23 protein-coding genes are annotated in these 20,619 nt (G+C 68.3%); 4 read left to right on the top strand and 19 right to left on the bottom strand.

The window, feature by feature from the left end; genetic code table 11:
* Positions 1–19: 19 nt before the first annotated feature.
* Together FFI97_RS12545 and FFI97_RS12540 are read right to left on the bottom strand one after the other, a co-directional pair.
* A complete protein-coding gene (locus FFI97_RS12545; protein WP_139706838.1) occupies positions 20–985 on the bottom strand; it encodes a PDR/VanB family oxidoreductase in 966 nt (321 codons plus the stop codon).
* The gene (locus FFI97_RS12540; protein WP_139706836.1) at positions 982–2,244 is read right to left on the bottom strand and encodes a dienelactone hydrolase family protein; all 1,263 of its coding nucleotides are present in this window, start codon (positions 2,242–2,244) and stop codon (positions 982–984) included. Before FFI97_RS12540 ends, FFI97_RS12545 begins: the two co-directional genes overlap by 4 nt.
* Positions 2,245–2,430: 186 nt before the next feature.
* Between FFI97_RS12540 and FFI97_RS12535 the strand changes: the two genes are divergently transcribed.
* Positions 2,431–3,618 (top strand): ABC transporter substrate-binding protein, encoded by a 1,188-nt coding sequence (locus FFI97_RS12535; protein WP_139706834.1) that lies wholly within the window; start codon positions 2,431–2,433, stop codon positions 3,616–3,618.
* A gap of 7 nt (positions 3,619–3,625) precedes the next feature.
* Here the strand turns inward: FFI97_RS12535 and FFI97_RS12530 are convergent, their stop codons facing one another.
* From FFI97_RS12530 to FFI97_RS12510, 5 genes are all read right to left on the bottom strand, one after another.
* Complete coding sequence (locus tag FFI97_RS12530; protein WP_139706832.1) at positions 3,626–4,651, bottom strand: AraC family transcriptional regulator; 1,026 nt, start codon at positions 4,649–4,651, stop codon at positions 3,626–3,628.
* A gap of 147 nt (positions 4,652–4,798) precedes the next feature.
* The gene (gene arsH / locus FFI97_RS12525; RefSeq protein WP_139706830.1) at positions 4,799–5,518 is read right to left on the bottom strand and encodes an arsenical resistance protein ArsH; all 720 of its coding nucleotides are present in this window, start codon (positions 5,516–5,518) and stop codon (positions 4,799–4,801) included.
* A complete protein-coding gene (arsC, locus tag FFI97_RS12520; RefSeq protein ID WP_139706828.1) occupies positions 5,502–5,933 on the bottom strand; it encodes an arsenate reductase (glutaredoxin) in 432 nt (143 codons plus the stop codon). Before arsC ends, arsH begins: the two co-directional genes overlap by 17 nt.
* A gap of 30 nt (positions 5,934–5,963) precedes the next feature.
* Positions 5,964–7,250 carry an arsenic transporter gene (locus FFI97_RS12515; RefSeq protein WP_139706826.1) on the bottom strand — a complete coding sequence of 429 codons (1,287 nt, stop codon included), beginning with the start codon at positions 7,248–7,250 and terminating at the stop codon, positions 5,964–5,966.
* Between the two features lie 304 nt (positions 7,251–7,554).
* On the bottom strand, positions 7,555–7,872 hold the full coding sequence (locus FFI97_RS12510; protein ID WP_139706479.1) for an ArsR/SmtB family transcription factor: 318 nt from the start codon (positions 7,870–7,872) through the stop codon (positions 7,555–7,557).
* Between the two features lie 168 nt (positions 7,873–8,040).
* Here FFI97_RS12510 and FFI97_RS12505 point away from each other — a divergent pair, with 168 nt between their 5' ends.
* The gene (locus FFI97_RS12505) at positions 8,041–8,769 is read left to right on the top strand and encodes an alpha/beta fold hydrolase (RefSeq protein ID WP_139706477.1); all 729 of its coding nucleotides are present in this window, start codon (positions 8,041–8,043) and stop codon (positions 8,767–8,769) included.
* 10 nt (positions 8,770–8,779) lie between these two features.
* On the opposite strand, the gene FFI97_RS12500 is transcribed toward FFI97_RS12505, so the two are convergent.
* Genes FFI97_RS12500 through FFI97_RS12455 form a run of 10 tightly spaced genes read right to left on the bottom strand, consistent with a single transcriptional unit; the run spans position 8,780 to position 15,911 of the window.
* Positions 8,780–9,400, bottom strand: a complete 621-nt coding sequence (locus FFI97_RS12500; protein WP_139706475.1) for a 3'-5' exonuclease — start codon at positions 9,398–9,400, stop codon at positions 8,780–8,782.
* Positions 9,397–9,783, bottom strand: a complete 387-nt coding sequence (locus FFI97_RS12495; protein WP_139706473.1) for a TfoX/Sxy family protein — start codon at positions 9,781–9,783, stop codon at positions 9,397–9,399. The genes FFI97_RS12500 and FFI97_RS12495 overlap by 4 nt, the downstream gene beginning before the upstream one ends.
* Positions 9,780–10,175 carry a VOC family protein gene (locus FFI97_RS12490; RefSeq protein ID WP_235926677.1) on the bottom strand — a complete coding sequence of 132 codons (396 nt, stop codon included), beginning with the start codon at positions 10,173–10,175 and terminating at the stop codon, positions 9,780–9,782. The genes FFI97_RS12495 and FFI97_RS12490 overlap by 4 nt, the downstream gene beginning before the upstream one ends.
* Before the next feature lie 26 nt (positions 10,176–10,201).
* Entirely contained in the window at positions 10,202–10,696 is a 495-nt protein-coding gene (locus FFI97_RS12485; protein WP_260684983.1) for a GNAT family N-acetyltransferase, read from the bottom strand.
* A gap of 45 nt (positions 10,697–10,741) precedes the next feature.
* Positions 10,742–11,620: an S-formylglutathione hydrolase gene (gene fghA / locus FFI97_RS12480; RefSeq protein WP_139706470.1), complete on the bottom strand. Its 879-nt coding sequence runs from the start codon at positions 11,618–11,620 to the stop codon at positions 10,742–10,744.
* Positions 11,617–12,546: an alpha/beta fold hydrolase gene (locus FFI97_RS12475; RefSeq protein ID WP_139706468.1), complete on the bottom strand. Its 930-nt coding sequence runs from the start codon at positions 12,544–12,546 to the stop codon at positions 11,617–11,619. The genes fghA and FFI97_RS12475 overlap by 4 nt, the downstream gene beginning before the upstream one ends.
* Before the next feature lie 19 nt (positions 12,547–12,565).
* A complete protein-coding gene (locus FFI97_RS12470; protein ID WP_070059685.1) occupies positions 12,566–13,672 on the bottom strand; it encodes an S-(hydroxymethyl)glutathione dehydrogenase/class III alcohol dehydrogenase in 1,107 nt (368 codons plus the stop codon).
* 52 nt (positions 13,673–13,724) lie between these two features.
* Complete coding sequence (locus FFI97_RS12465; RefSeq protein ID WP_139706466.1) at positions 13,725–14,375, bottom strand: glutathione S-transferase family protein; 651 nt, start codon at positions 14,373–14,375, stop codon at positions 13,725–13,727.
* The gene (locus FFI97_RS12460) at positions 14,372–15,217 is read right to left on the bottom strand and encodes an aromatic ring-hydroxylating oxygenase subunit alpha (RefSeq protein ID WP_139706464.1); all 846 of its coding nucleotides are present in this window, start codon (positions 15,215–15,217) and stop codon (positions 14,372–14,374) included. Before FFI97_RS12460 ends, FFI97_RS12465 begins: the two co-directional genes overlap by 4 nt.
* A 19-nt stretch (positions 15,218–15,236) precedes the next feature.
* Positions 15,237–15,911, bottom strand: coding sequence for a Rieske (2Fe-2S) protein (locus FFI97_RS12455; protein WP_139706462.1), 675 nt, complete (start codon positions 15,909–15,911; stop codon positions 15,237–15,239).
* Between the two features lie 171 nt (positions 15,912–16,082).
* On the opposite strand from FFI97_RS12455, the gene FFI97_RS12450 reads away from it, so the two are divergent.
* Both FFI97_RS12450 and aroQ read left to right on the top strand, forming a co-directional pair.
* Entirely contained in the window at positions 16,083–17,078 is a 996-nt protein-coding gene (locus FFI97_RS12450; protein ID WP_139706460.1) for a LysR family transcriptional regulator, read from the top strand.
* Between the two features lie 47 nt (positions 17,079–17,125).
* The gene (gene aroQ / locus FFI97_RS12445; protein ID WP_062470706.1) at positions 17,126–17,566 is read left to right on the top strand and encodes a type II 3-dehydroquinate dehydratase; all 441 of its coding nucleotides are present in this window, start codon (positions 17,126–17,128) and stop codon (positions 17,564–17,566) included.
* A 168-nt stretch (positions 17,567–17,734) separates the two neighbouring features.
* Here the strand turns inward: aroQ and FFI97_RS12440 are convergent, their stop codons facing one another.
* Together FFI97_RS12440 and FFI97_RS12435 are read right to left on the bottom strand one after the other, a co-directional pair.
* Positions 17,735–19,309: a SpoVR family protein gene (locus FFI97_RS12440; RefSeq protein ID WP_185993605.1), complete on the bottom strand. Its 1,575-nt coding sequence runs from the start codon at positions 19,307–19,309 to the stop codon at positions 17,735–17,737.
* On the bottom strand, positions 19,306–20,598 hold the full coding sequence (locus FFI97_RS12435) for a YeaH/YhbH family protein (RefSeq protein WP_139706458.1): 1,293 nt from the start codon (positions 20,596–20,598) through the stop codon (positions 19,306–19,308). Before FFI97_RS12435 ends, FFI97_RS12440 begins: the two co-directional genes overlap by 4 nt.
* Between the last annotated feature and the right edge of the window lie 21 nt (positions 20,599–20,619).

Genomic DNA, 20,619 nt, shown 5'->3' with positions numbered 1-20,619 from the left:
TGGGTCTCCTGAAACGTCATCAGATGTCGAGCACCAGGTGCGGCGTCTTCGCGCGCGACACGCAGGTGCACAAGGTCTTGCCGTCCGCCTTCTCGCGCGGACTGAGGTTGTGGTCGCGGTGGTCGGGTACGCCCTCGACCACGTCCACCACGCACACGCCGCAGTCGCCCTGGCGGCAGTCGTAGAGCGGGTCCAGGCCGGCGGCGATGAGCACGTCGAGCAGGCTCTGGTCGGGCGCCACGGTCAGCGTCTTGCCCGAGCGCAGCGTGCGCACCTCGAAGGGCGCATCGCCCGCCTGCTCGATGGCGCCGGCGAAGAGTTCGAAGTGCACGTGGTCGTCGGGCCAGCCGAGCGCGCGGGCGGTGTCGACCACGGCCTGCACCATGCCGCGCGGGCCGCACACATGCAGGTGGCGCCCGGGCATGGGCGCCGCCAGCAGCGCGCGCAGGTCGAGGCCGCGTGCGGGGTCGCCGCCGTCGTGCACCACCGTGCCACCGAGCGCGCGCACCTCGTGCAGGTAGGCCGTGGCTTCTTCGCTACGCGTGGCATAGACGAAGTCGAAGGGGCGGGCTTCGGCCGCGAGCGATCGCGCCATGCACAGCAGCGGCGTGATGCCGATGCCGCCCGCGATGAGCAGCGGCGGCGCGCTGCCCGCGTGCAAGGCGAAGTCGTTGCGCGGTGCGTGCGCAGCCAGCGCGGCGCCGGGTTGCAACGCGTGCATCCAGGCCGAGCCGCCCGCGCCCTGCGGTTCGCACAGCACGGCGATCTCGCAGCGGTCCGAGCCGTCGTGCGGCTTGGCGAGCGAGTAGGCGCGCTGGCCCGGGTGGCCGTTGGCCTGCACCACCTGCAAGCCCAGGTGCGCACCCGGCGTGAACGGCGGCAGCGGCTCGCCGTTGGCCGAGCGCAGCACGAAGGCCTTGATGGCCGGCGTGAGCGGCGTGACCGAGTCCACGACCAGCGCCAGCATGTCGGAAGCGCCGCTCATCCCAAGGGCAGCGCCGGATCGGCGATGGTGAGCCCGGTCGATTTTTCCCAGCGCGGCATCAGCGTGTTCGACGGCTGCGTTTCGTCGACCAGCTTGTGCGCGGTCTCGGCGCCGGCCACGGGCAGGCCCTTCGGATCCAGCAGGCCGATCTGCACCAGCACGCTGGCCTGGTCCCAGTAGATGTGCTCGTGGTAGAGCTTGTCGCCGCGGAACTTCACGATGGCCACGAGCGGAATCTCCACCGGCTTGCCGGTGGGCGCGATGCCCGGGAGCAGCCAGTCGATCTCGACCGTGTGGGTGAAGCAGAACAGCATCTCGTCCACGATCTGCGTCGCGCCCACGGTGCGCGAGATGGGCGTGAGCCGCGTGTCGGGCGGCGTGCTCGGAATGAAGTGGTGCTTGTAGAAGCGCGACAGCTCCTTGGCGCCCACGCCGCCGGTCATGGTCGGGATGTGGTTCACGTAGGGCTCGCTCACCATCGTGGCCATGGTGGCGACCACGTCGCGCGTGGCGAATTCGTACTCGCAGTGCTTGTCCCACAGCGCCGAGAGGTCGTACACCGGGCCGATCGCGTCCTTGAACAGCGCCATCGAGCGCTGGTGCGCCATGAGCGTGGAGGGCTTGTCGAAGTGGTCGCCGCCGGTGCGCGCAAACGCATGGTCGACGCCGGGGTAAACGTACATCTGCGCATCGGGCTTGCCGGCGAAGGCTTCGAGCACCTGGGCGCGGGCCTCGGGCGGGCAGAACTGGTCGAGCTCCGCAAAGTGCAGGGCGATCGGGCAGTCGATTTTCGGCACGAGGTCGAGCGCGCCCTCGATGCCCACGCCGTAGTAGCCCACGGCCGCGTCCACGCCCGAGTGCGCGGCGGCCAGGTAGGCCAGCTTGCCGCCGAGGCAAAAGCCCAGCGCGCCGACCTTGCCGGTGCAGGCCGGGTGCGCGCGCAGCGCCTTCACGCTGGCCGTGACGTCGGCCACGCCGGCGTCGATGTCGAACTTCTGGAAGAAGCCGAAGGCGCGCTGCCAGTCTTCGGGCGAGTAGCCCAGATCGACGCCGGGCTCCATGCGCCAGAACAGGTCGGGCGCGAGCACCACGTAGCCCTCTTCGGCGTAGAGGTCGGCCACCTCGCGCACGTAGGCATTGACGCCGAAGATCTCCTGGCACAGCACGATGCCGGGGCCGCGCCCCGAGGCCGGCAGGGCCAGGTAGCCGCGAAAGGTCTGGGTGCCGTCGCCGGCCGGGATGTCGATGGTGTCGCTCATCGGTTCGTCTCTTGAAGTGGTGGGGGCGGCGGCGATTCTGTGGAGCGCGCCGGGGCGTTGTCTGTCCATTTCGTGCAGCGGTTTGCGCCGCACGAAACGGATAGCGGGGCGCCGCCGCGGCACAGAGACTGCGCCCTGTATTTGCTGCCTCCCACGTTCAACGAACTCACCCCGAGGAGACTTTTCATGTCGCAGGCCACGCCCCGATCCGTCTTGTGCGCGCTCACCGTCCTGGTGGGCGCGCTGGCTTTACCCGCGCAGGCGCAGCCCGTGAAAGTCGGCCTGGCGATGGACCTGTCCGGTCCGTTTGCCGTCGGCGGCGCCGAGGCCAAGGCCGGCTTCGCGGTAGCGATGAAGCAGCTGGGCGGCAAGCTCGGCGGCGTGCCGGTGGAGTTCGTCGAGGCCGACACGGCCGGCAACCCCGAGATGGCGCGCCAGGTGGTCGAGCGCATGCTGCTGCGCGATAAGATCGATTTGTTCACCGGGCCCGTCGGCTCGTCGGTCGCGCTGGCCGTCGGCCCGCCGCTCTTCGCCGCCAAGGTGCCCTACCTGTCGAGCAACACCGGCCCGAGCGACTATTCGGGCGCGCGCTGCAACCCGTACTTCTTCGGCGCCTCGTACCCGAACGACGCGTACTACGAGTCGGCCGGCAAGTTCGCGAGCGACAAGGGCTTCAAGAAGGTCGCGATGATCGCGCCCAGCTACCCCGGCGGCAAGGACGCCATCAACGGCTTCAAGCACACCTTCAAGGGCGCCGTGGGCGACGAGCTGTACACCAAGCTCGGGCAGCTCGACTACTCGGCGGAGCTGGCGCAGATCCGCGCGTCGAAGCCCGATGCGCTGTACTTCTTCCTGCCCGGTGCGATGGGCGTGAGCTTCATCAAGCAGTTCGTCGGCGCGGGGCTCTCGAAGGACGTGGCGCTGATCTCCACCGCCTTCTCGGCCGACGAGGACATGATTCCTGCCGTCGGCGAGCCGATGCTGGGCCTCTTCAACACCGCGCACTGGTCCTTCGACCTCGACAACCCGGCCAACCAGCGCTTCGTGGCCGCGTTCCGCCAGCAGAACAACGGGCGCAACCCGTCGTTCTATGCCGGCCAGGCCTACGACGTGCTCATGGCGATGGATGCGGCCGTGCGCGATGTCGGCGGCAAGGTGGCCGACAAGCCCGCGCTGCTCAAGGCGATCAAGGCGGCCAACTACAAGTCGGTGCGCGGCGATTTCCGCTACGGCCCCAACAACTTCCCGATCCAGAACTACTACCTGCGCGTGGTCGCCAAGGACGGCAGCGGGCGCATCGCCAACAAGGTGATCGGCACCGTGCTGGAGCGCTACCAGGACCGCACCGCGGTGCAGTGCGCGATGAAGTCCTGAGGCGCTCTCAATGCCGCGCGGCCGGGAGCCGCGCGGGGTCGCGCGAGGTGTCGCGCGGCAGCTGCCCGAAGCGCTCGCGGTAGCAGGCGGCAAAGCGGCTCAGGTGCGAGAAGCCGCAGTTCAGCGCCACCTCGGTGACGCTGGCGCCGTCGTGCCGCGTCAGCATTGCGTGCGCGGCATCGAGCCGCATGTTGCGCAGCACCTCGCCGGGCGACAGGTCGCGGTGGCGCCGGAAGAGCAGGGCGAGGCCACGGCGCGTGACGCCCGCGGCCTGCGCCACCTCTTCGAGCGAAAGCAGCGAGTCGAGCCGCTCGCGCATGAACTCTTCGGCGCGGCGCAGCTGCCTCAGGCTGGTTTCCTCGGTGCCGCGCTGCGCGTCGGCATGCCGCTGCAGCACCGAATTGGGCCGGTGGCACAGCAGGTAGAGCATGAGGTTGTCTTCGCAGTGCGCGAGCCAGCGCGGGTCGTAGCGCTCGAACTCGTTCGGTGGCAGCAGCGAAGCCAGGCTCGCCACCATGCGGCACCACTGCGTGCCCGCCGCATCGTCGAGCTGAAGGGGCATGTCGAAATCGATCTCGCCCACGGTGTCGCCGCCGCGCAGCGCGAAGGCATGGCGCGCGACCTCCTGCAGGCGGCTGAGCTCGATCTTCAGCATCAGCTGTTCGCAGTCGGCATGCCAGCGCAGGCGCACCGGCTTGTGGGCGGAAATGATGGCGCCCTGGCCGGGGTGGATCTGCAGCGTCTGCCCGCCGGTGTGGATGTCGGCTCGGCCGCGCAGCGGCATCTGCACCAGAACGAAGTTGCCGAGCGCGTCGGGCTCGATGTCGACGTCGCAGCCGTAGCGCAGGATGCACAGCGACAGTGCGCTCATCTCGGCGCGGCAGAAGATCGCGTCGACATCGCCCGAGCGCCACACGCTGCGGTGCGGCTTCAGCTCATGGGCCACGCGCGCGTGCGTCTCTTCGGCCTCGCGCGAGCGGAAGACCTCGCGCCTGTACAGCGGGGACAGTTGCTGACTCGACCATGCGTCCATGGACACTCCTGCGGGGCCAAAGTGGGGAAAGCGACGGAAACGGACGCTTTTTTCTACGCTGGAATCTACGTGGGTGCGCCGCGCGCCGCCATGGGAGTTGCCCGGGCAACGGGCGTCCCCGTTGCAAGAAGCCTGCCCGGCTTGTGTCTAGATGCTGCGGAGATTCACTCGCTTCGACAGCGCCTCCGCACTCTCGCGCCGCTCGCTGTAGCGGTCGACCAGGTGGTCCGCGCAGTCGCGCGTGAGCAGCGTGAACTTGACCAGCTCTTCCATCACGTCGACCACGCGCTCGTAGTAGGGCGAGGGCTTCATGCGGCCCGCGTCGTCGAACTCGAGGAACGCCTTGGCCACCGACGACTGGTTGGGGATGGTGATCATGCGCATCCAGCGGCCCAGCACGCGCAGCTGGTTCACGGCGTTGAACGACTGCGAGCCGCCCGACACTTCCATCACCGCGAGCGTCTTGCCCTGCGTGGGCCGCACCGAGCCGACGGCCAGCGGAATCCAGTCGATCTGCGCCTTCATGATCCCGGTCATGGCGCCGTGGCGTTCGGGCGAGGTCCACACCATGCCCTCGGCCCACTGCGCGAGATCGCGCAGTTCCTGCACCTTCGGATGGTCTTCGGGTTCGCCGTCGGGCAGCGGCAGGCCGCGCGGGTCGTAGGTGCGGGGCTCGGCGCCCATCGCGCGCAGCAGGCGCGCGGCCTCTTCGGTCAGCAGGCGGCTGTAGGAGCGCTCGCGCAGCGAGCCGTACAGCAGCAGGATGCGCGGCGCATGCGTGGCGCGTGCGGTGGGAAGCAGCTCCTGCAGGCGGGGGACACGGAACGCGTCGGCATCGAGCTGCGGGAGATCAGGGCTTGGCGACACGCTGGCCTTTCGCGTCGATCACGGCTTCGCCGTCTTCCTTGGAGAACGCGCCTTGCTGCGGCTTGGGCAGGATGTCGAGCACGGCCTCCGAAGGCCGGCACAGGCGCGTGCCCAATGGCGTGACGACGATGGGGCGGTTGATGAGGATCGGGTGCTGCAGCATGAAGTCGATGAGCTGTTCATCGTTCCACTTGGGATCGCCCAGGCCCAGTTCGTCGTGCGGCGTGCCTTTCTGGCGCAGCACCTCGCGCACGGGCACGCCCATCGCCGCGATCAGCTGCGTGAGCGTGGCGCGGTCGGGTGGGGTCTTCAGGTACTCGATGACGGTGGGCTCGTCGCCCGTGTTGCGGATCAGCGCGAGCACGTTGCGCGACGTGCCGCAGGCGGGGTTGTGATAGATGGTGATGTCGCTCATGGCAAGCTCGTTGAGAGAAGAAAAAATGGGTCAGCCCAGGCTGAGGCGCAGCGCCAGCGCGGCGAGCGTCGCGGCCAGCACGGGCAGGGTCAGCACGATGCCGATGCGGAAGTAGTGGCCCCAGGTGATGGTCATGCCCTTCCTGGCGAGCACGTGCAGCCACAGAAGCGTGGCGAGGCTGCCGATGGGCGTGATCTTCGGGCCGAGGTCGCAGCCGATCACGTTGGCATAGACCATGGCCTCCTTCACGAGGCCCACCGCGCCCGAGGCCTCGATCGACAGTGCGCCGACCAGCACGGTCGGCATGTTGTTCATGACCGAGGAGAGCACCGCCGCGAGAAAGCCGGTGCCCATGGCCGCGCCCCAGACGCCGCCCTGCGCGAACAGGTTCAGCAGCGTGGCGATATGGCCGGTGAGCCCGGCGTTGCGCAGCCCGTAGACCACGAGGTACATGCCCAGCGAGAAGACGACGATCTGCCAGGGCGCACCGCGCAGCACCTGGCGCGTGCCGATCACCGGGCCGCGCGCCGCCACCGCGAGCAGGATCACCGCACCGAAGGCGGCCACGGCGCTCACCGGCACGCCCAGCGGTTCCAGGCCGAAGAAGCCCACGAGCAGCAGCGCGAGCACGACCCAGCCGGCGCGGAAGGTGTCGCGGTCGCGGATCGCATCGGAGGGTTGCTTGAGGCGGGCCATGTCGTAGTGCGCGGGAATGTCGCGCCGGAAGCACCACAGCAGCACGCCCAGGCTCGCGAGCACGGCCGCGACGTTGACGGGCACCATCACCGAGGCGTACGCGTTGAAGCCGATGCCGAAGAAGTCGGCCGACACGATGTTCACGAGGTTCGACACGATCAGCGGCAGACTGGCCGTGTCGGCGATGAAGCCCGCCGCCATGACGAAGGCCAGGGTGGTGGCCGGCGTGAAGCCGAGCGCCACGAGCATGGCCATCACGATGGGCGTGAGGATCAGCGCCGCGCCGTCGTTGGCAAAGAGGGCCGAGACCGCGGCGCCCAGCAGCACGATGAAGGCGAACAACCGGCGGCCGTTGCCGCGACCCCAGCGGGCCACGTGCAGGGCGGCCCATTCGAAGAAGCCGGCTTCGTCGAGCAGCAGGCTGATGAGGATGACGGCGATGAAGGTCGCGGTGGCGTTCCAGACGATGGCCCAGACGACGGGGATGTCGGTGAGCTGCACCACGCCGAAAAGCAGGGCGATGATGGCGCCCAGCGAGGCGCTCCAGCCGATGCCGAGGCCGCGGGGTTGCCAGATGACGAGCAGCAATGTGCCGGCGAAGATGAGGAGGGCGGTGGTCATGTTCTTCTGTTCAGGGCGTGTGCACAGGCCACCGGGTACTTCCCTCCGCGAATGTCCCCCGGCCTGCGGCCTCCTCCTTGATTTCGCTGCGGGAAGCACCCGGTGTCCTGCGCACGGGACGCGGTGCTGGTGTGCAGCGGATCAACGACCGCTCTGAACACGCTCACGTCGATGGGGTGCCTTGCGCAGCGAAATAAAGGAGGAGGGGCGAAGCCCCGGGGGACATTCGCGGAGCAAGGTGCCCCATCGGCGGGAGCACGCCAGAGCACACGCACTCCGCGTGCAACAGCACAAGCTTTCATGGTCAGCAGTCGCAGGTGGTCGCTGGAAGACAGGGCTCGCCTTGGCAGCAGTTCTCGGTGAGATAGCCGAGCAGGCCGTTCATCCGCTCGAACGACGCGCGGTAGATGAGGTTGCGCCCCTGGCGCTCCTGCGAGACCAGGCTCGCGTTCACCAGCTCCTTGAGGTGAAAGGACAGCCCCGTCGCCGGTACTGCCAGCGCTTCGGTCAGCGCACCCGGCGTCAGCCCGTCGGGCCCCGCCACCACCAAGGCACGGAACACCCGCAGGCGCACGGGTTGCGCGAGTGCGCCCAAGGCGCGGACCACATCGTTTTCTTCCATTATTCAAGTATCTTTGAATTATTGAATCGAGGCAACCCGCGGCACAAAAAGACCGGTGGCGCGAATCGGCCATCGCCCTGGCAGGCAACGGCCATCCACGACGTACCGCTTTTTCTACAGTCGCCCTCGGTTCATTCCCCAACGACGCATCCAACGAAGGAGACACCCATGTCCGACACCTATGTTCTGGTTCACGGCGCCTGGCACACCGGCGCCGAAATGGAGGCCGTGGCCGACGGCCTGCGCGCGGCCGGCCACACCGTGCATTGCCCTACCGTGGCAGGCAACAACCCCGGCGACGACCGCGCGGGCACCGGCCTGGCCGACGCCATCGCCTCGGTGGTCCGCTTCATCGAGGCCAAGGACCTCACGCAGGTGCGGCTCGTGGGCCACAGCTACGGCGGCATGGTGATCTCGGGCGTGGCCGACCGCATCGCGGCGCGGCTGCGGCGGCTGGTCTACATCAACGCCTTCGTGCCGCTCGATGGCGAAGCGCTCAACGACATGGTGCCGCCGCACTACGTGACCATGTTCGACGCGGTGGCGGCGGCCAACAACAACGCCGTGATGCTGCCCTTCGAGATCTGGCGCGAGGACTTCATCAACGACGCCGACCTCGCGCTGGCGCAGTCCGCCTACGACAAGCTCAACCCGCACCCGTACCGCACCTTCACCGACAAGATCCAGCTGAAGCAGCCGCTGGCGGCGCTGGCGCTAGGCAAGTCGTACGTCAACTGCCAGCAGGACACGGCGCTGCCGCACAGCCTGCCGTGGCATCCGCGACTGTCGGAGCGGCTGGGGTTGTTCCGGCTCGTGGAGTGCCCGGGCAGCCACGAGATGTTCTTCTCGAACCCGCAGCGGCTGGCGCAGGCGATTCTCGAAGCGGGGCGCGACTGAGGGCGGAGGTTCAGTCGTTCGGAAAGAGCGCGTCGAACACGCGCAGCGACGCATAGGCGTCGTTGGCCGCGTAGCGGATCTGCGACTCGGTGAGCTGCTTGTGCGCCCAGTTCGAGGTGGTCGCCTTGCGCGACTTGGCGAAGCGGCGGTTGAACATCAGCGCCACCGCCGTCTTCACGCCCACCGAGCGGCGGTAGCCGCGCCGGCGGAACTCGTCGTCGATGTCGAACACGGCCTGCGGCGCAATGGCCAGCCGCAGGCGGATCAGCGACAGGTCGCTTGAGAGGCCGAAGCCGACCTTGCGCAGTTCGGTGGACGCGAGCAGGCCCGCGACCACGGGGTTGCATTCGTCGCGGTGCAGCTGGAACAGCCAGGCCGTGTCGCGCGTGGCGAACTGCACGACGTGCGGGCCGGTCGACACTTCGTTCTTTGCGAAGGTGGGGCGCGACTCGGTGTCGAAGCCCGCTACGCCGGCGTCGAGCAATTCGTCGGCGGCGCGCTCGGCTTCGGCGAGCGAGCTGACGACCACGATGTCTTTCAGGTCGAGGCTGTCGAAGGGGTCGAGCAGCGCGATCTGTTCACGTTCGGGAAGGGGCGGGAGCCGGTGGCTGTTGTTGTGGGGTGCGTTCACCGGGTCTTCGCTTTCGCGGCCTTGGGGGTTGTCTTGGGTTTGGGCTTCTTCGGCTTCGGCGGCTGGCCCGAACGCAGCGCGGCTTCGTAGGCCAGGCGGCCCCAGCGCGCGGCTTCCTCGCGGTCTTCGAACAGGTCGGCCGGCGCGAGGCGGTACGACATCGGCATCTCCTTGCCTTCGCGCACGTAGGTGAAGGGCGGCAGGTTCAGCGCGTCGAAGTGCGCGGCGCTGCCGGCGTCGGACTTGAGGTACAGCGTGTCCTTCGCGACGAGCGCGATCATGCGGCCCTCGTGCCACACGCCGTGGCCGCCGAACATGCGGCGGGTCTCGATGCGGCCGAGGCGTTCGAAGGTCTCGTGCAGGCTCTGGACAAAAACGCTCATGACGTGATCTCGATGCGGTTGCCGTCCGGGTCGAGCACCACGCTCTCGTAGTAGCCGTCGCCGGTGCGGCGCGGGCCGTCGAGCAGCGGATAGCCGTCGGCCTTCAGCCGCTGCGTGAGCGCATCGACCTCGGCGTCGGAGCCGACCGAGATCGCCAGGTGCGTCCAGCCCATGCGCTGCGCGCCGGCCTCGGCGACCACGGGCGAGAGGGTGCTCGTGGTCATGGCCTCGATGCGCGCGCCGTCGCCCAGGCTCAGGAAACACGAGGCGAAGCCCTTGGCCGGGTTGACGTAGCCGGCGCCGGCGGTGGCGCCGAAGTAGTCGACGTAGAAGCGCTTGCAGCGTTCGAGGTCGGTGGTCCAGAGGGCGATGTGGTCGATGCGGATGCGCATGGGGCAGGAAGGAAGTGCGGAGGGTGTCAGCCCGTGCGCCAGGGCGCGCGGGTGGGCGACCAATGGTAGGCGATGCGTTCGCGCCCGCTGCCCGGATGCCGGTCGACCACGCCGCGCACGAGGCCGTAGCGTTCGTAGAAGCGCTGCGCCTCGGTATTGGTGACGGCCACGTGCAGCCGCCAGCCGTGCGGCATGCGCACGCAGGCCTCGTCGAGCAGCGCCTTGCCCAGGCCCTGGCTGCGCAGGTGCGGTTCGACGAACAGCTGGGCCACGTACTCGCGCGCCGTGAGCAGCACCATGAAGGCCAGCACCTGGCCGTCGCGCTCGGCCAGCACCACGTCGGCGGGCGGGATGAATTCGGTCTGCACGCGCCGCAGCCAGTGGCCGATGGGCTCGACGTGGAGGGCGCTGCGGTTGGCCGACACCCAGGCGCGGCGCCAGATGCCCGCGAGCACCATGTTCTCTTCGGCGCCGCCATCGCGCGAGCGCAGCTGGAAGGCAGGAATCTGGGCAGCGGACATGCGGACCATGATAGCCACGCCGGGTGCGGACCGCACCCTTTGTGGTCACCCGATCAGCGTCTGCGCGTGGTGCGCGATGTGGTCCGCCATGAAGCTCTGGATGAAGTAGTAGCCGTGGTCGTAGCCCGCATGGCGGCGCAGCGTGAGCGGCTGGCCGGCGGCGAAGCAGGCGGCCTCGAAGGCCTCGGGGTGCAGTTGCTCGGCGAGGAATTTGTCGGCCAGGCCCTGGTCGATGAGGATGCCCTGCGGATAGGGCGCCACGGTCTGCGACTGCATCAGCGCGCTGGCGTCGTGCGCGAGCCATTGGGCGCGGTCGTCGCCGGGCTCGCCCAGGTAGCCGGCGAAGGCCTTCTGGCCCCACGGGCACTGGGTGGGCGCGGAGATCGGCGCGAAGGCCGAGAGCGACTTGAAGCGCCCCGGGTGCCGCAGCGCCAGCGTGAGCGCGCCGTGGCCGCCCATCGAGTGGCCGAAGATGCCGATGCGCTCGCCGTCGATGGGAAAGTGGCGGGCCACCAGCGGCAGCAGCTCGTGCACGATCCAGCTTTCCATGCGCCAGTGCGTGGCCCAGGGCTCGGCGGTGGCGTCGAGGTAGAAGCCGGCGCCGATGCCGAAGTCCCAGCTGTCTTTGGCGCCCGGCAGGCTTTCGGGTTCCGTGCCGCGCGGGCTGGTGTCGGGTGCGATGAGCGCAACGCCCAGGCTCGCGGCCATGCGCTGTGCGCCGGCCTTCACCGCGAAGGTCTCTTCGTTGCAGGTCAGGCCCGCAAGGTAGAGCAGGGCGGGCACGCGCGTGTGCGCGGCCTGCGGCGGCAGGTAGACCGAGAAGCGCATCGGCAGGCCGATTTCGTGCGAGCGGTGCTCGACGAAGCGCTGCACGCCGCCGAAGGCGTGGTGTTCGGAAAGAAGGGTCGGGGTGGTGTCGGTCATGAAGAAGAGGTCGTCTGGCTTCGCAGCGCGGGCACGAGTTCGAGCACGGCGTCGGCGAAGGTGCGCGGCGCTTCCTGCGGCAGGTTGTGGCCCGCGCCGGGCACGAGGCGGTGCGAACGCGGTCCGCTGAAGCGGTGCGCGTGGGCCGAGGCATCGGCGGGCGGTCGCACGCCGTCGTCGATGCCGTCGAAGGTGATGGCGGGCACGGTGATCGTCGGCTGCGCGGCAAGGCGGCGTTCGATGTCGGCATAGGCCGGGTCGCCGGGCACGAGGCCGAAGCGGTGGCGGTACGAATGGATCACCACGTCCACGAAGTCGGGGTGGTCGAAGGCGGCGGCGCTGCGTTCGAAGGTGGCGTCGTCGAAGCGCCAGGTTGGCGACCACAGCTGCCACAGCAGTTTCGTGAGGGCCTTGCGGTCCTTCGCAAGACCGGCGCGACCGCGCTCGCTGTGAAAGTAGTACTGGTACCAGAGGCTGTGCTCATTGGCGGCCGTGTCCGGCTCCATCGCCTTGGCGATGTTCTGGATGTTGTAGCTGTTGAGCGAGACCAGCCCCGCGCAGCGTTCGGGCCACAGCGCCGCCACCACGCAGGCGGCGCGGCCGCCCCAGTCGTAGCCGGCCAGCACGGCGCGGTCGATCTTCAGCGCGTCGAGCAGCGCGAGCAGGTCGGCGCCGAAGGCGGCTTGTTCGCCCGAGCGCGGCGTGGCGTCGGCGAGGAAGCGCGTGGCGCCGTAGCCGCGCATGTACGGCACGATCACGCGGCAGCCTTGAGCGGCCAGCATCGGCGCGACTTCGGCGTAAGTGTGAATGTCGTACGGAAAGCCGTGCATCAGCAGCACGGGCGGGCCATCGGCCGGGCCGGCTTCGTAATAGGCGACTTCGAGGACGCCCGCTTCTATTCTGCGCAGGGGTTCCATGCGGTTCATGGCGGGCGCCTCCTCGGCCTCAGTACAGGACCACGCCGCGAATGGATTCGCCGCGCTTCATCAGATCGAAGCCCTTGTTGATGTCTTCCAGCGGCATGGTGTGCGTGATCAGGTCGTCGATGTTGATCTTGCCTTCCATGTACCAGTCGACGATCTTCGGCACGTCGGTGCGTCCGCGCGCGCCGCCGAAGGCCGAGCCTTCCCACTTGCGGCCGGTGACCAGCTGGAACGGGCGCGTGCTGATCTCCGCACCGGCCTCGGCCACGCCGATGATGATGCTGCGGCCCCAGCCCTTGTGCGTGCATTCGAGCGCCTGGCGCATCACCTGCGTGTTGCCGATGCACTCGAAGCTGTAGTCGGCGCCGCCGTCGGTCAGCTGCACGATGGCGTCGACCACGTTCTCGGTGGTCTTGGGGTTGATGAAGTGCGTCATGCCGAACTGGCGGGCCATGGCCTCGCGCTCGGGGTTCAGGTCGACGCCGATGATCTTGTCGGCGCCCACCATCTTGGCGCCCTGGATCACGTTCAGGCCGATGCCGCCCAGGCCGAACACCACGACGTTCGCGCCGGCTTCGACCTTGGCCGTGAAGATCACCGCGCCGATGCCGGTGGTGACGCCGCAGCCGATGTAGCAGACCTTGTCGAAGGGCGCGTCTTCGCGGATCTTGGCCAGCGAGATCTCGGGCGCGACCGTGTAGTTGCTGAAGGTGCTCGTGCCCATGTAATGGAAGATGGGCTTGCCGTCGAGGCTGAAGCGGCTGGTGGCGTCGGGCATGAGGCCCTTGCCCTGCGTGCCGCGGATCAGCTGGCACAGGTTGGTCTTGCGGCTCAGGCAGAACTTGCACTGGCGGCATTCGGGCGTGTACAGCGGAATGACGTGGTCGCCCTTTTTCAGGGTGGTGACGCCGGGGCCGACGTCGACCACGATGCCCGCGCCTTCATGGCCCAGGATGGCGGGGAAGATGCCTTCGGGGTCGGCGCCCGAGAGCGTGTAGTAGTCGGTGTGGCAGATGCCGGTGGCCTTGATCTCGACCAGCACTTCACCGAACTTGGGGCCCTGGAGGTCCACGGTTTCGATGGTCAGGGGTTGGCCTGCTTGCCAGGCGACGGCGGCTTTGGTTTTCATGGGATTCGGTTCTTCAGAGAGCGGAAGGGGACAAGGATACTCAGGCGAGCCTTCAGGCGGGGCCAGCCGGGAAGATACCCGACATGCCCACAAAGCCCGGCAGGTGACGAAAGTCCCAGACCCAGCGGCGCAGCGCGGGAAACTCGTCGAGCGAGATGCCGCCTTCGCCCGCCAGCGCCACGTACGGAAAGCAGGCGAGGTCGGCAATGGTCGGCTCGGGCGCGGCCACGAGCCAGCGCAGGCCGGTGGCGGCGTGCTGCTCGGCCAGGTGGTCGTCGAGCACACGGAAGGCCGCGCGCGCGCCGCGCCGGCAGGCCTCGATGTCCAGGTGCGTGTAGCCCAGCGCGTCGTGCAGCCGGGCGGCCGAGGCGGTGCGCGTGATCTCGTCGGCCATGGCGAGCCACATCGCGACCTGGCCGCGCAGCTTCGGGTCGGCGGGGTACCAGCGCTGCCGTGCGTCGTCGTAGCGGCTCGCGAGGTAGACCAGGATGGCCTGCGCGTCGCGCAGCACGAAGCCTTCGTCGTCGATCACGGGGAGCTGGCCGAGCGGGTTGATCTGCGCGAGGAATCTTGCGGACTTGTGTTCGCGACCCGGATGGAAGTCGACCGGCACGCTCGCATGGTCCACGCCGAGCCACAGCAGCATCTGCCGCACCTTGAAGCAGTTGCCCGAGAGCGGGTAGTCGTAGAGCCTGACGGTCATGCGGCGGCCCTCGCGGTGCCGAAGCGCATGCCGCGCTCGCGCAGCCAGCGGCGGTAGGTGACGGAGGTGGTGTCGCCGCGCGTGGGCGTTTCGGCGCGGCCTTCGAGGGGCATGCGCTTGAAGGCGTGGTTCTCCAGGATCGGCTTGTCCTGCCCGAAGATCGTGTGCTGGAAGGCGATGAGCTCGGCGTCGCTCGACACGTCGTCGAAGTAGGCCAGCAGCGTGTGGGCGATGACGTGCTCGTCGTCCACCGGCTGCAAGAAGAGGCCGATGGCGTCGAGCTTGTCGGGCCGGTGGCTCGACTTGTAGAGCATGGCCGAGAAGGGCTGCATCACGCGGTACTTGTAGAACACCTCGCTGCCCGTGTCGTGGGCGGCCGAGGCGCGGGGTTGCCAGAAGCGGCAGTCGGTGGCCCAGATCTCGTCGGTGGCGGCGTCGACCTCGACGTTGTACTTGGCCACTTCGGTGTGCGGCACCTTGCCGAGGTAGTCGGGGTGCACGAAGGGAAAGTGCGCCATGTCCAGGAAGTTCTCGATCACGCGCAGGCCCGACACGGCCACGCCGAGCCCGCCGCAATCGACGATGCGGCGGCCGGGTTCGTCGTATTCGGGGAAGGCGAACAGCGGGCGCGCCGGGCGGCCGCTGGGGCAGACCCAGAGGAAGCCGTAGCGCGACTGCACGGTCAGCGTGTCGGCGCCGAGCCGGGCGTGTGGTGTGCCGTCGGCGTCGGTGTGCAGGTGCAGGGTTTCGCCGAGCAGCCGTACCGTGCGTGGCAAGCCGCCGGCGGGGCCGACGACGAGCCAGTCGTCGAGCATGTTGGGATCGTCGGTGACGAAGGGCATGTTGCTTCTTTCTTCCTGTTCAGTGCGATGCAGCGGCTTCGATGTCGCTGCGCAGCTGGCGCGCCGCGCGGTGCACACGGGCCATCGCGTCGGAGCCGGGGGCAGCGTCGGTCCACAGGTGCAGGAAGCTCAGCTGCGGTTGGGCGTCGAGCAGCAGCGCGGCGACGGGCGATTCGTCCAGCGTGCCTTGCCATGCATCGGGCGTTCCTGTTGGTGCGAAGCCATGCGGCGCCAGGGCAGCGCGCACCTCGGACGCGGTCACGCGCAGCGTCAGCGTGCGGGCGAGGTGCCAGCCGGCGGGCACGACGTCGGCCAGTTCGGGCGGCGCATCTGCGCCGTCGGCCGCGAGGCGCACCCACAGCATGCCCGCGGCATCCGCCGTGGCGAACACCTTCGCGCAGACGTTGCGCGGCGCTTGCATGGCCGGGTGCGCCGGGATGCGCACGCACGCGCCACTGCCGGCCTCGTACTGCCAGCCGTGGTACGCGCAGGCCAGGCGGTCGCCGCCGGTCACCTGGCCGAGCGTGAAGCGCACGCTGCGGTGCGGGCAGCGGTTCTCCCAGGCTTGCGGCGAGCCATCGGCTGCGCGCCACAGCGCGAGCTCCTGGCCTTGCGCAAAGCCGGCGACGATGTTGGCGCCGGCGCGCACCTCGGCGGAGGGCGTGACGGGGTGCCAGGTGGCGGAAGGATTCATGGGTCTTGATCGTGGGGGCAGCGGGAAAGGGCGCCACAAATCGGCATAGCATCGGCCATGCCCTTGTCGGCGGTGCCGCCTACCGTAGCGTGTCCGTCGCACCGATGAAAGCCCCATGCCAAGACGCTCCTTTTCATTCCTGCAACGACGACTTCCACAGCGGTGGCATTCATGAGCGCAGGGCGCATCGACCTCGCACTGGTCGAGGCCTTCGTGCTCGTGATGAAGAGCGGCAGCCTCACCAAGGCCGAGAGCCTGTCGGGCGTGTCGAAGGCCACGCTGAGCCGGCAGCTCACGCGGCTGGAGGAACTGCTGGGCGCTCAGTTGTTGTTGCGCAGTTCGCGCCGCATCGCGCCCACGGAGGCCGGGCGTGCGTTCTTCGCACGCTGCGAGGGGTTGCTCGGCGAGGTGAGCGGTCGGTTGGAAACGGCGCGCACCGAGGTGCAGGAGCTCACGGGCGGGGTGTCGGGGCGGCTCACGCTGCTGTCGGACACGCAGTTCAGCACCTCCTTCGTCTGCCATGTGGTGCGGATCTTTCTCGAATCGCACCCGAACGTGCGCTGCCAGCTCGACGTGGCGAACGGCGCCCAGGCCCCGCAGATCGGCGAGGTCGACTGCTATGTGGGCTCGGCGCCGCCCGACCTGCCGGACCTGGTCGCCAAGCTGCTGGGCCGGCTGGCCTACGGCTTGTACGCCAGCCCGCAGTACCTGGCGCGGCACGGCACGCCGCACACGCCCGAGGCGCTGGCGCAGCACCGGATGATCGCGATGCGCGAGCCCTCGGGCCCGCCGTCGCCGCTGCGGCTGGTGTCGCAGCAGGCCTCGGGGCGCCATGTGGTGCGCTCGGAGCCGGCCTTCGAAACCAACGACCACTGGGTGATGAAGACCTTCTGCATCGACGGCCTGGGCATTGCGCCGCTGCCGGTGTTCTTCGCCGGGCCCGAGGTGGCGCAGGGCGTGCTGGTGCCGGTGCTGCCGCAGTGGCCGCCGGAGGCGCGGCGGCTGTACTGCGCCTACCAGCGGCAGCGCTACATGGGGCAGAAGCTGCGGGCCTTCGTCGACCTGATGGCGCGCTGCGTGGCGGACATCGGCTCGTACAACCACTATGTGGGGTCGACTGCGGCGGTGTCACCTGCACGGCGGGCGCGGTCGGCGGCGCGACCATAATCGGCTTTCTTCTTCCTGCATCCGCCAGCTTCCTTCACCGATCCATCATGAAGAAAATCCTCGTCCTCAACGGCCCCAACCTCAATCTGCTCGGCACGCGCGAGCCCGAACAGTACGGCCGCGACACGCTCGCCGACGTCGAACGCCTGTGCAAGGAGACGGGCGCGAAACTCGGTGTCGAGATCGAGTGCCGCCAGTCGAACCACGAAGGCGTGCTGATCGACTGGGTCCAGGAGGCGGGCCGTGAAGTGGCGGCCGGCAACATGCTGGGCGTGGTGATGAACCCGGGCGCCTACACCCACACGTCGATCGCGCTGCACGACGCCATCAAGGGGGCGAGCGTACCGCTGATCGAGCTGCACATCTCGAACGTGCATGCACGCGAAGAGTTTCGCCACCACTCGTACATCTCGCCTGCGGCGCGCGGGATCATCGTGGGGCTGGGGGTGAAGGGGTACACGCTGGCCATCGCCGCGCTGGTTCCCTGAGGCTGCCTTTCGGGGGCGCGTGCGCAGGGCACCGGGTACTTCCCTCCGCGAATGTCCCCCGCCTTCGGCTCCTCCTTGATTTCGCTGCGGGAAGCACCCAGTGCCCTGCGCACGGGGGCACGCTTCGGGTGGACGGCTGATCAACAGCCGCTCTGAGCAGCAGGTTTCTCAGTAGGTTTGCTTCGGCGCTGCGGCCTTCCAGCTGCGGCTGACCCGGCCTGCGCTGTCGACGCTTTCCAGGTGCACGTCGAAGCCCCAGAGCCTTGCGACGTGCTTCAGCACTTCTTCGGCGTTGTCGTTCAGCGGCAGGTTGTTGCGCTGCGTGTGGCGCAGCGTGAGCGAGCGGTCGCCGCGCGTGGCCACGCTCCAGACCTGGATGTCGGGCTCGCGGTTGCCGATGTCGTACTGGCGTGACAGCGATTCGCGCAGCGCCTGGTAGCCGCTGTCGTCGTGGATGGCCGACACCTCGAGCTCCGATTCGCTCTGGTAGTCGCGGATCGAGAACAGGCGGAAATCGCGCATCGTCTTCGGGCTCAGGAACTGGCCGACGAAGCTCTCGTCCTTGAAGTTGCGCATCGCGTAGTCGAGCGTCTTGACCCAGTCGGTGCCCGCGAAGTCGGGGAACCAGCGGCGGTCTTCGTCGGTCGGCTTTTCGCAGACGCGGCGCAGGTCGGTGAACATCTTGAAGCCCAGCGCATACGGGTTGATGCCGCTGTAGGCGCGGTGGCCCACGGGCGGCTGGAACACCACGCTGGTGTGCGAGCTGAGCCATTCCATCATGAAGCCGTCGTCCAGCTGGCCGCGGTCGTACATGGTGTTGAGCAGCGTGTAGTGCCAGAAGGTGGCCCAGCCTTCGTTCATGACCTGGGTCTGGCGCTGCGGGTAGAAGTACTGCGCGATCTTGCGCACGATGCGCACCACCTCGCGCTGCCACGGCTCGAGCAGGGCGGCGTTCTTCTCGACGAAGTAGAGCAGGTTCTCCTGCGGCTCCGACGGAAAGCGGCGCGCGGATTCCGACTCGGCCGTCTGCTCGCTCTTGCGCGGCAGCGTGCGCCAGAGGTCGTTCACCTGCTGCTGCATGTGGCGCTCGCGCTCGGTGCGCTGTGCGCTCTCTTGTGCCAGCGAGCGCTTCTGCGGGCGGCGGTAGCGGTCGACGCCGTAGTTCATGAGCGCGTGGCAGGAGTCGAGCAGGTCTTCCACCGCATCGAGGCCGTGGCGCTCCTCGCACTCGGCGATGTAGTGCCGCGCGTAGACGAGGTAGTCGATGATCGACGACGCATCGGTCCACATGCGGAACAGGTAGTTGCCCTTGAAGAAGCTGTTGTGGCCGTAGGCCGCATGGGCGATCACCAGGGCCTGCATGGCCATGGTGTTTTCTTCCATGAGGTAGGCAATGCACGGATCGGAGTTGATGACGATCTCGTAGGCCAGCCCCATGTGGCCGCGCTTGTAGTTCTTCTCGGTGGCGATGAACTGCTTGCCGTACGACCAGTGCCTGTAGATCATGGGCATGCCCACGCTGGCGTAGGCGTCCATCATCTGCTCGGCCGTGATCACCTCGAGCTGGTTCGGGTAGGTGTCAAGGCCGAAGCTCCTCGCGGTCTTGGCGATCTCGGTGTGGTAGGTCTCGATGAGCTCGAAGGTCCAGTCGGAGGGGCTGGGCAGGCGTTCGAGGCGGGAGGTGGGGAGGTCGGTGCTGCGCGGCAGGACAGGGGCCCCGGGAGGGCGTTCGGTGGTGATCATGTGGGCACCCCTTCCTTCTTGAACAGGTCGCGGAACACCGGGTAGATGTCCTGCGCGTCCGATACCTTGCGCATGGCGAAGTTGGGCGCCACGCCTTCGAGCTGCTGGTATTCCTGCCACAGGTTCTGCTCGGTCTCGGCCACCTGCACGTAGGCGTAGTAGCGCACCACGGGCAGGATGTTGTCGACCAGCAGTTCGCGGCAACGGCCGCTGTCCTGGTGCCAGTTGTCGCCGTCGCTGGCCTGGGCGCCGTACACGTTCCATTCGCCGCTGGCGTAGCGGGCCTTGACGATCTCGTCCATGAGCACCAGCGCGCTCGACACCACGGTGCCGCCGGTCTCGGTGGCGTGGAAGAACTCTTCTTCGGTCACTTCCTGCGCCTGCGTGTGATGGCGCAAAAACACGAGGTCGATGCGCTCGTAGTGCCGCGTGAGGAACAGGTACAGCAGCATGAAGAAGCGCTTGGCCATGTCCTTGCGCGCCTCGTCCATCGAGCCCGACACGTCCATGAGGCAGAACATCACGGCCTTGGCGCTGGGCACGGGCGTCTTCACGCGGTTGCGGTAGCGCAGGTCGATCGGATCGATGTAGGGCACGTGCCGCATGGTGCGGCGCAGCTCGGCGATGAGGTCCTCGGTCTCGCGGATTTCCTTCTGGATCAGCGCGGTCTCGACCTGTGGATGCGCTTTCAGGACCAGGAGGTGCGCCTCCAGGCGCTTCAGCTCCTTGCGCGGTTCGCCGCCCAATGCAATGCGCCGCGCGAGCGCGCCGCGCATCGAGCGCACCACGTGCAGGTTGTTGGGCGAACCGTCGCTGGTGAAGCCGGCGCGGTGGCTCTTCCATTCGGGCACTTCGGCGATCTGGGTGCGCACGAGGTGGGGCAGCGCAAGGTCGTCGAAGAAGACGCGCATGAACTCCTCGCGCGTGAGGCGAAAGACGAAGTCGTCCTCGCCTTCGCCGCTGTCGCTGGCCTCGCCGCTGCCCGAGCCGCCGCCCCCCTGGCCCTCGGGGCGCGCGATGCGGTCGCCCTTGAGGTATTCCTGGTTGCCGGGGTGCACGTATTCGCGGTCGCCGCCGCGCGCATGGCCGAACACCGGCTCGGAGACATCGTGGCGCGGCAGGGTCACGTCTTCGCCTTGCTCCAGCTCGCGGATGTTGCGCCCGCTGACCGCGCGCCGCACCGCCTCCTGGATCTGCCCCTTGTAGCGCCGAAGGAAGCGCTCGCGGTTGCCGATGGACTTGTTCTTGCCCGAGAGCCGGCGATCGATGATCTGCTGCAGGATGGCCACGATGTTTTCAAAGCTCCTTGC

This window comes from Variovorax sp. KBS0712, assembly GCF_006323185.2.
GTDB lineage: Bacteria > Pseudomonadota > Gammaproteobacteria > Burkholderiales > Burkholderiaceae_C > Variovorax > Variovorax boronicumulans.
The sequence above is the reverse complement of the archived record's forward strand: the minus strand, read 5'-3'. Positions and strand labels throughout refer to the sequence as shown.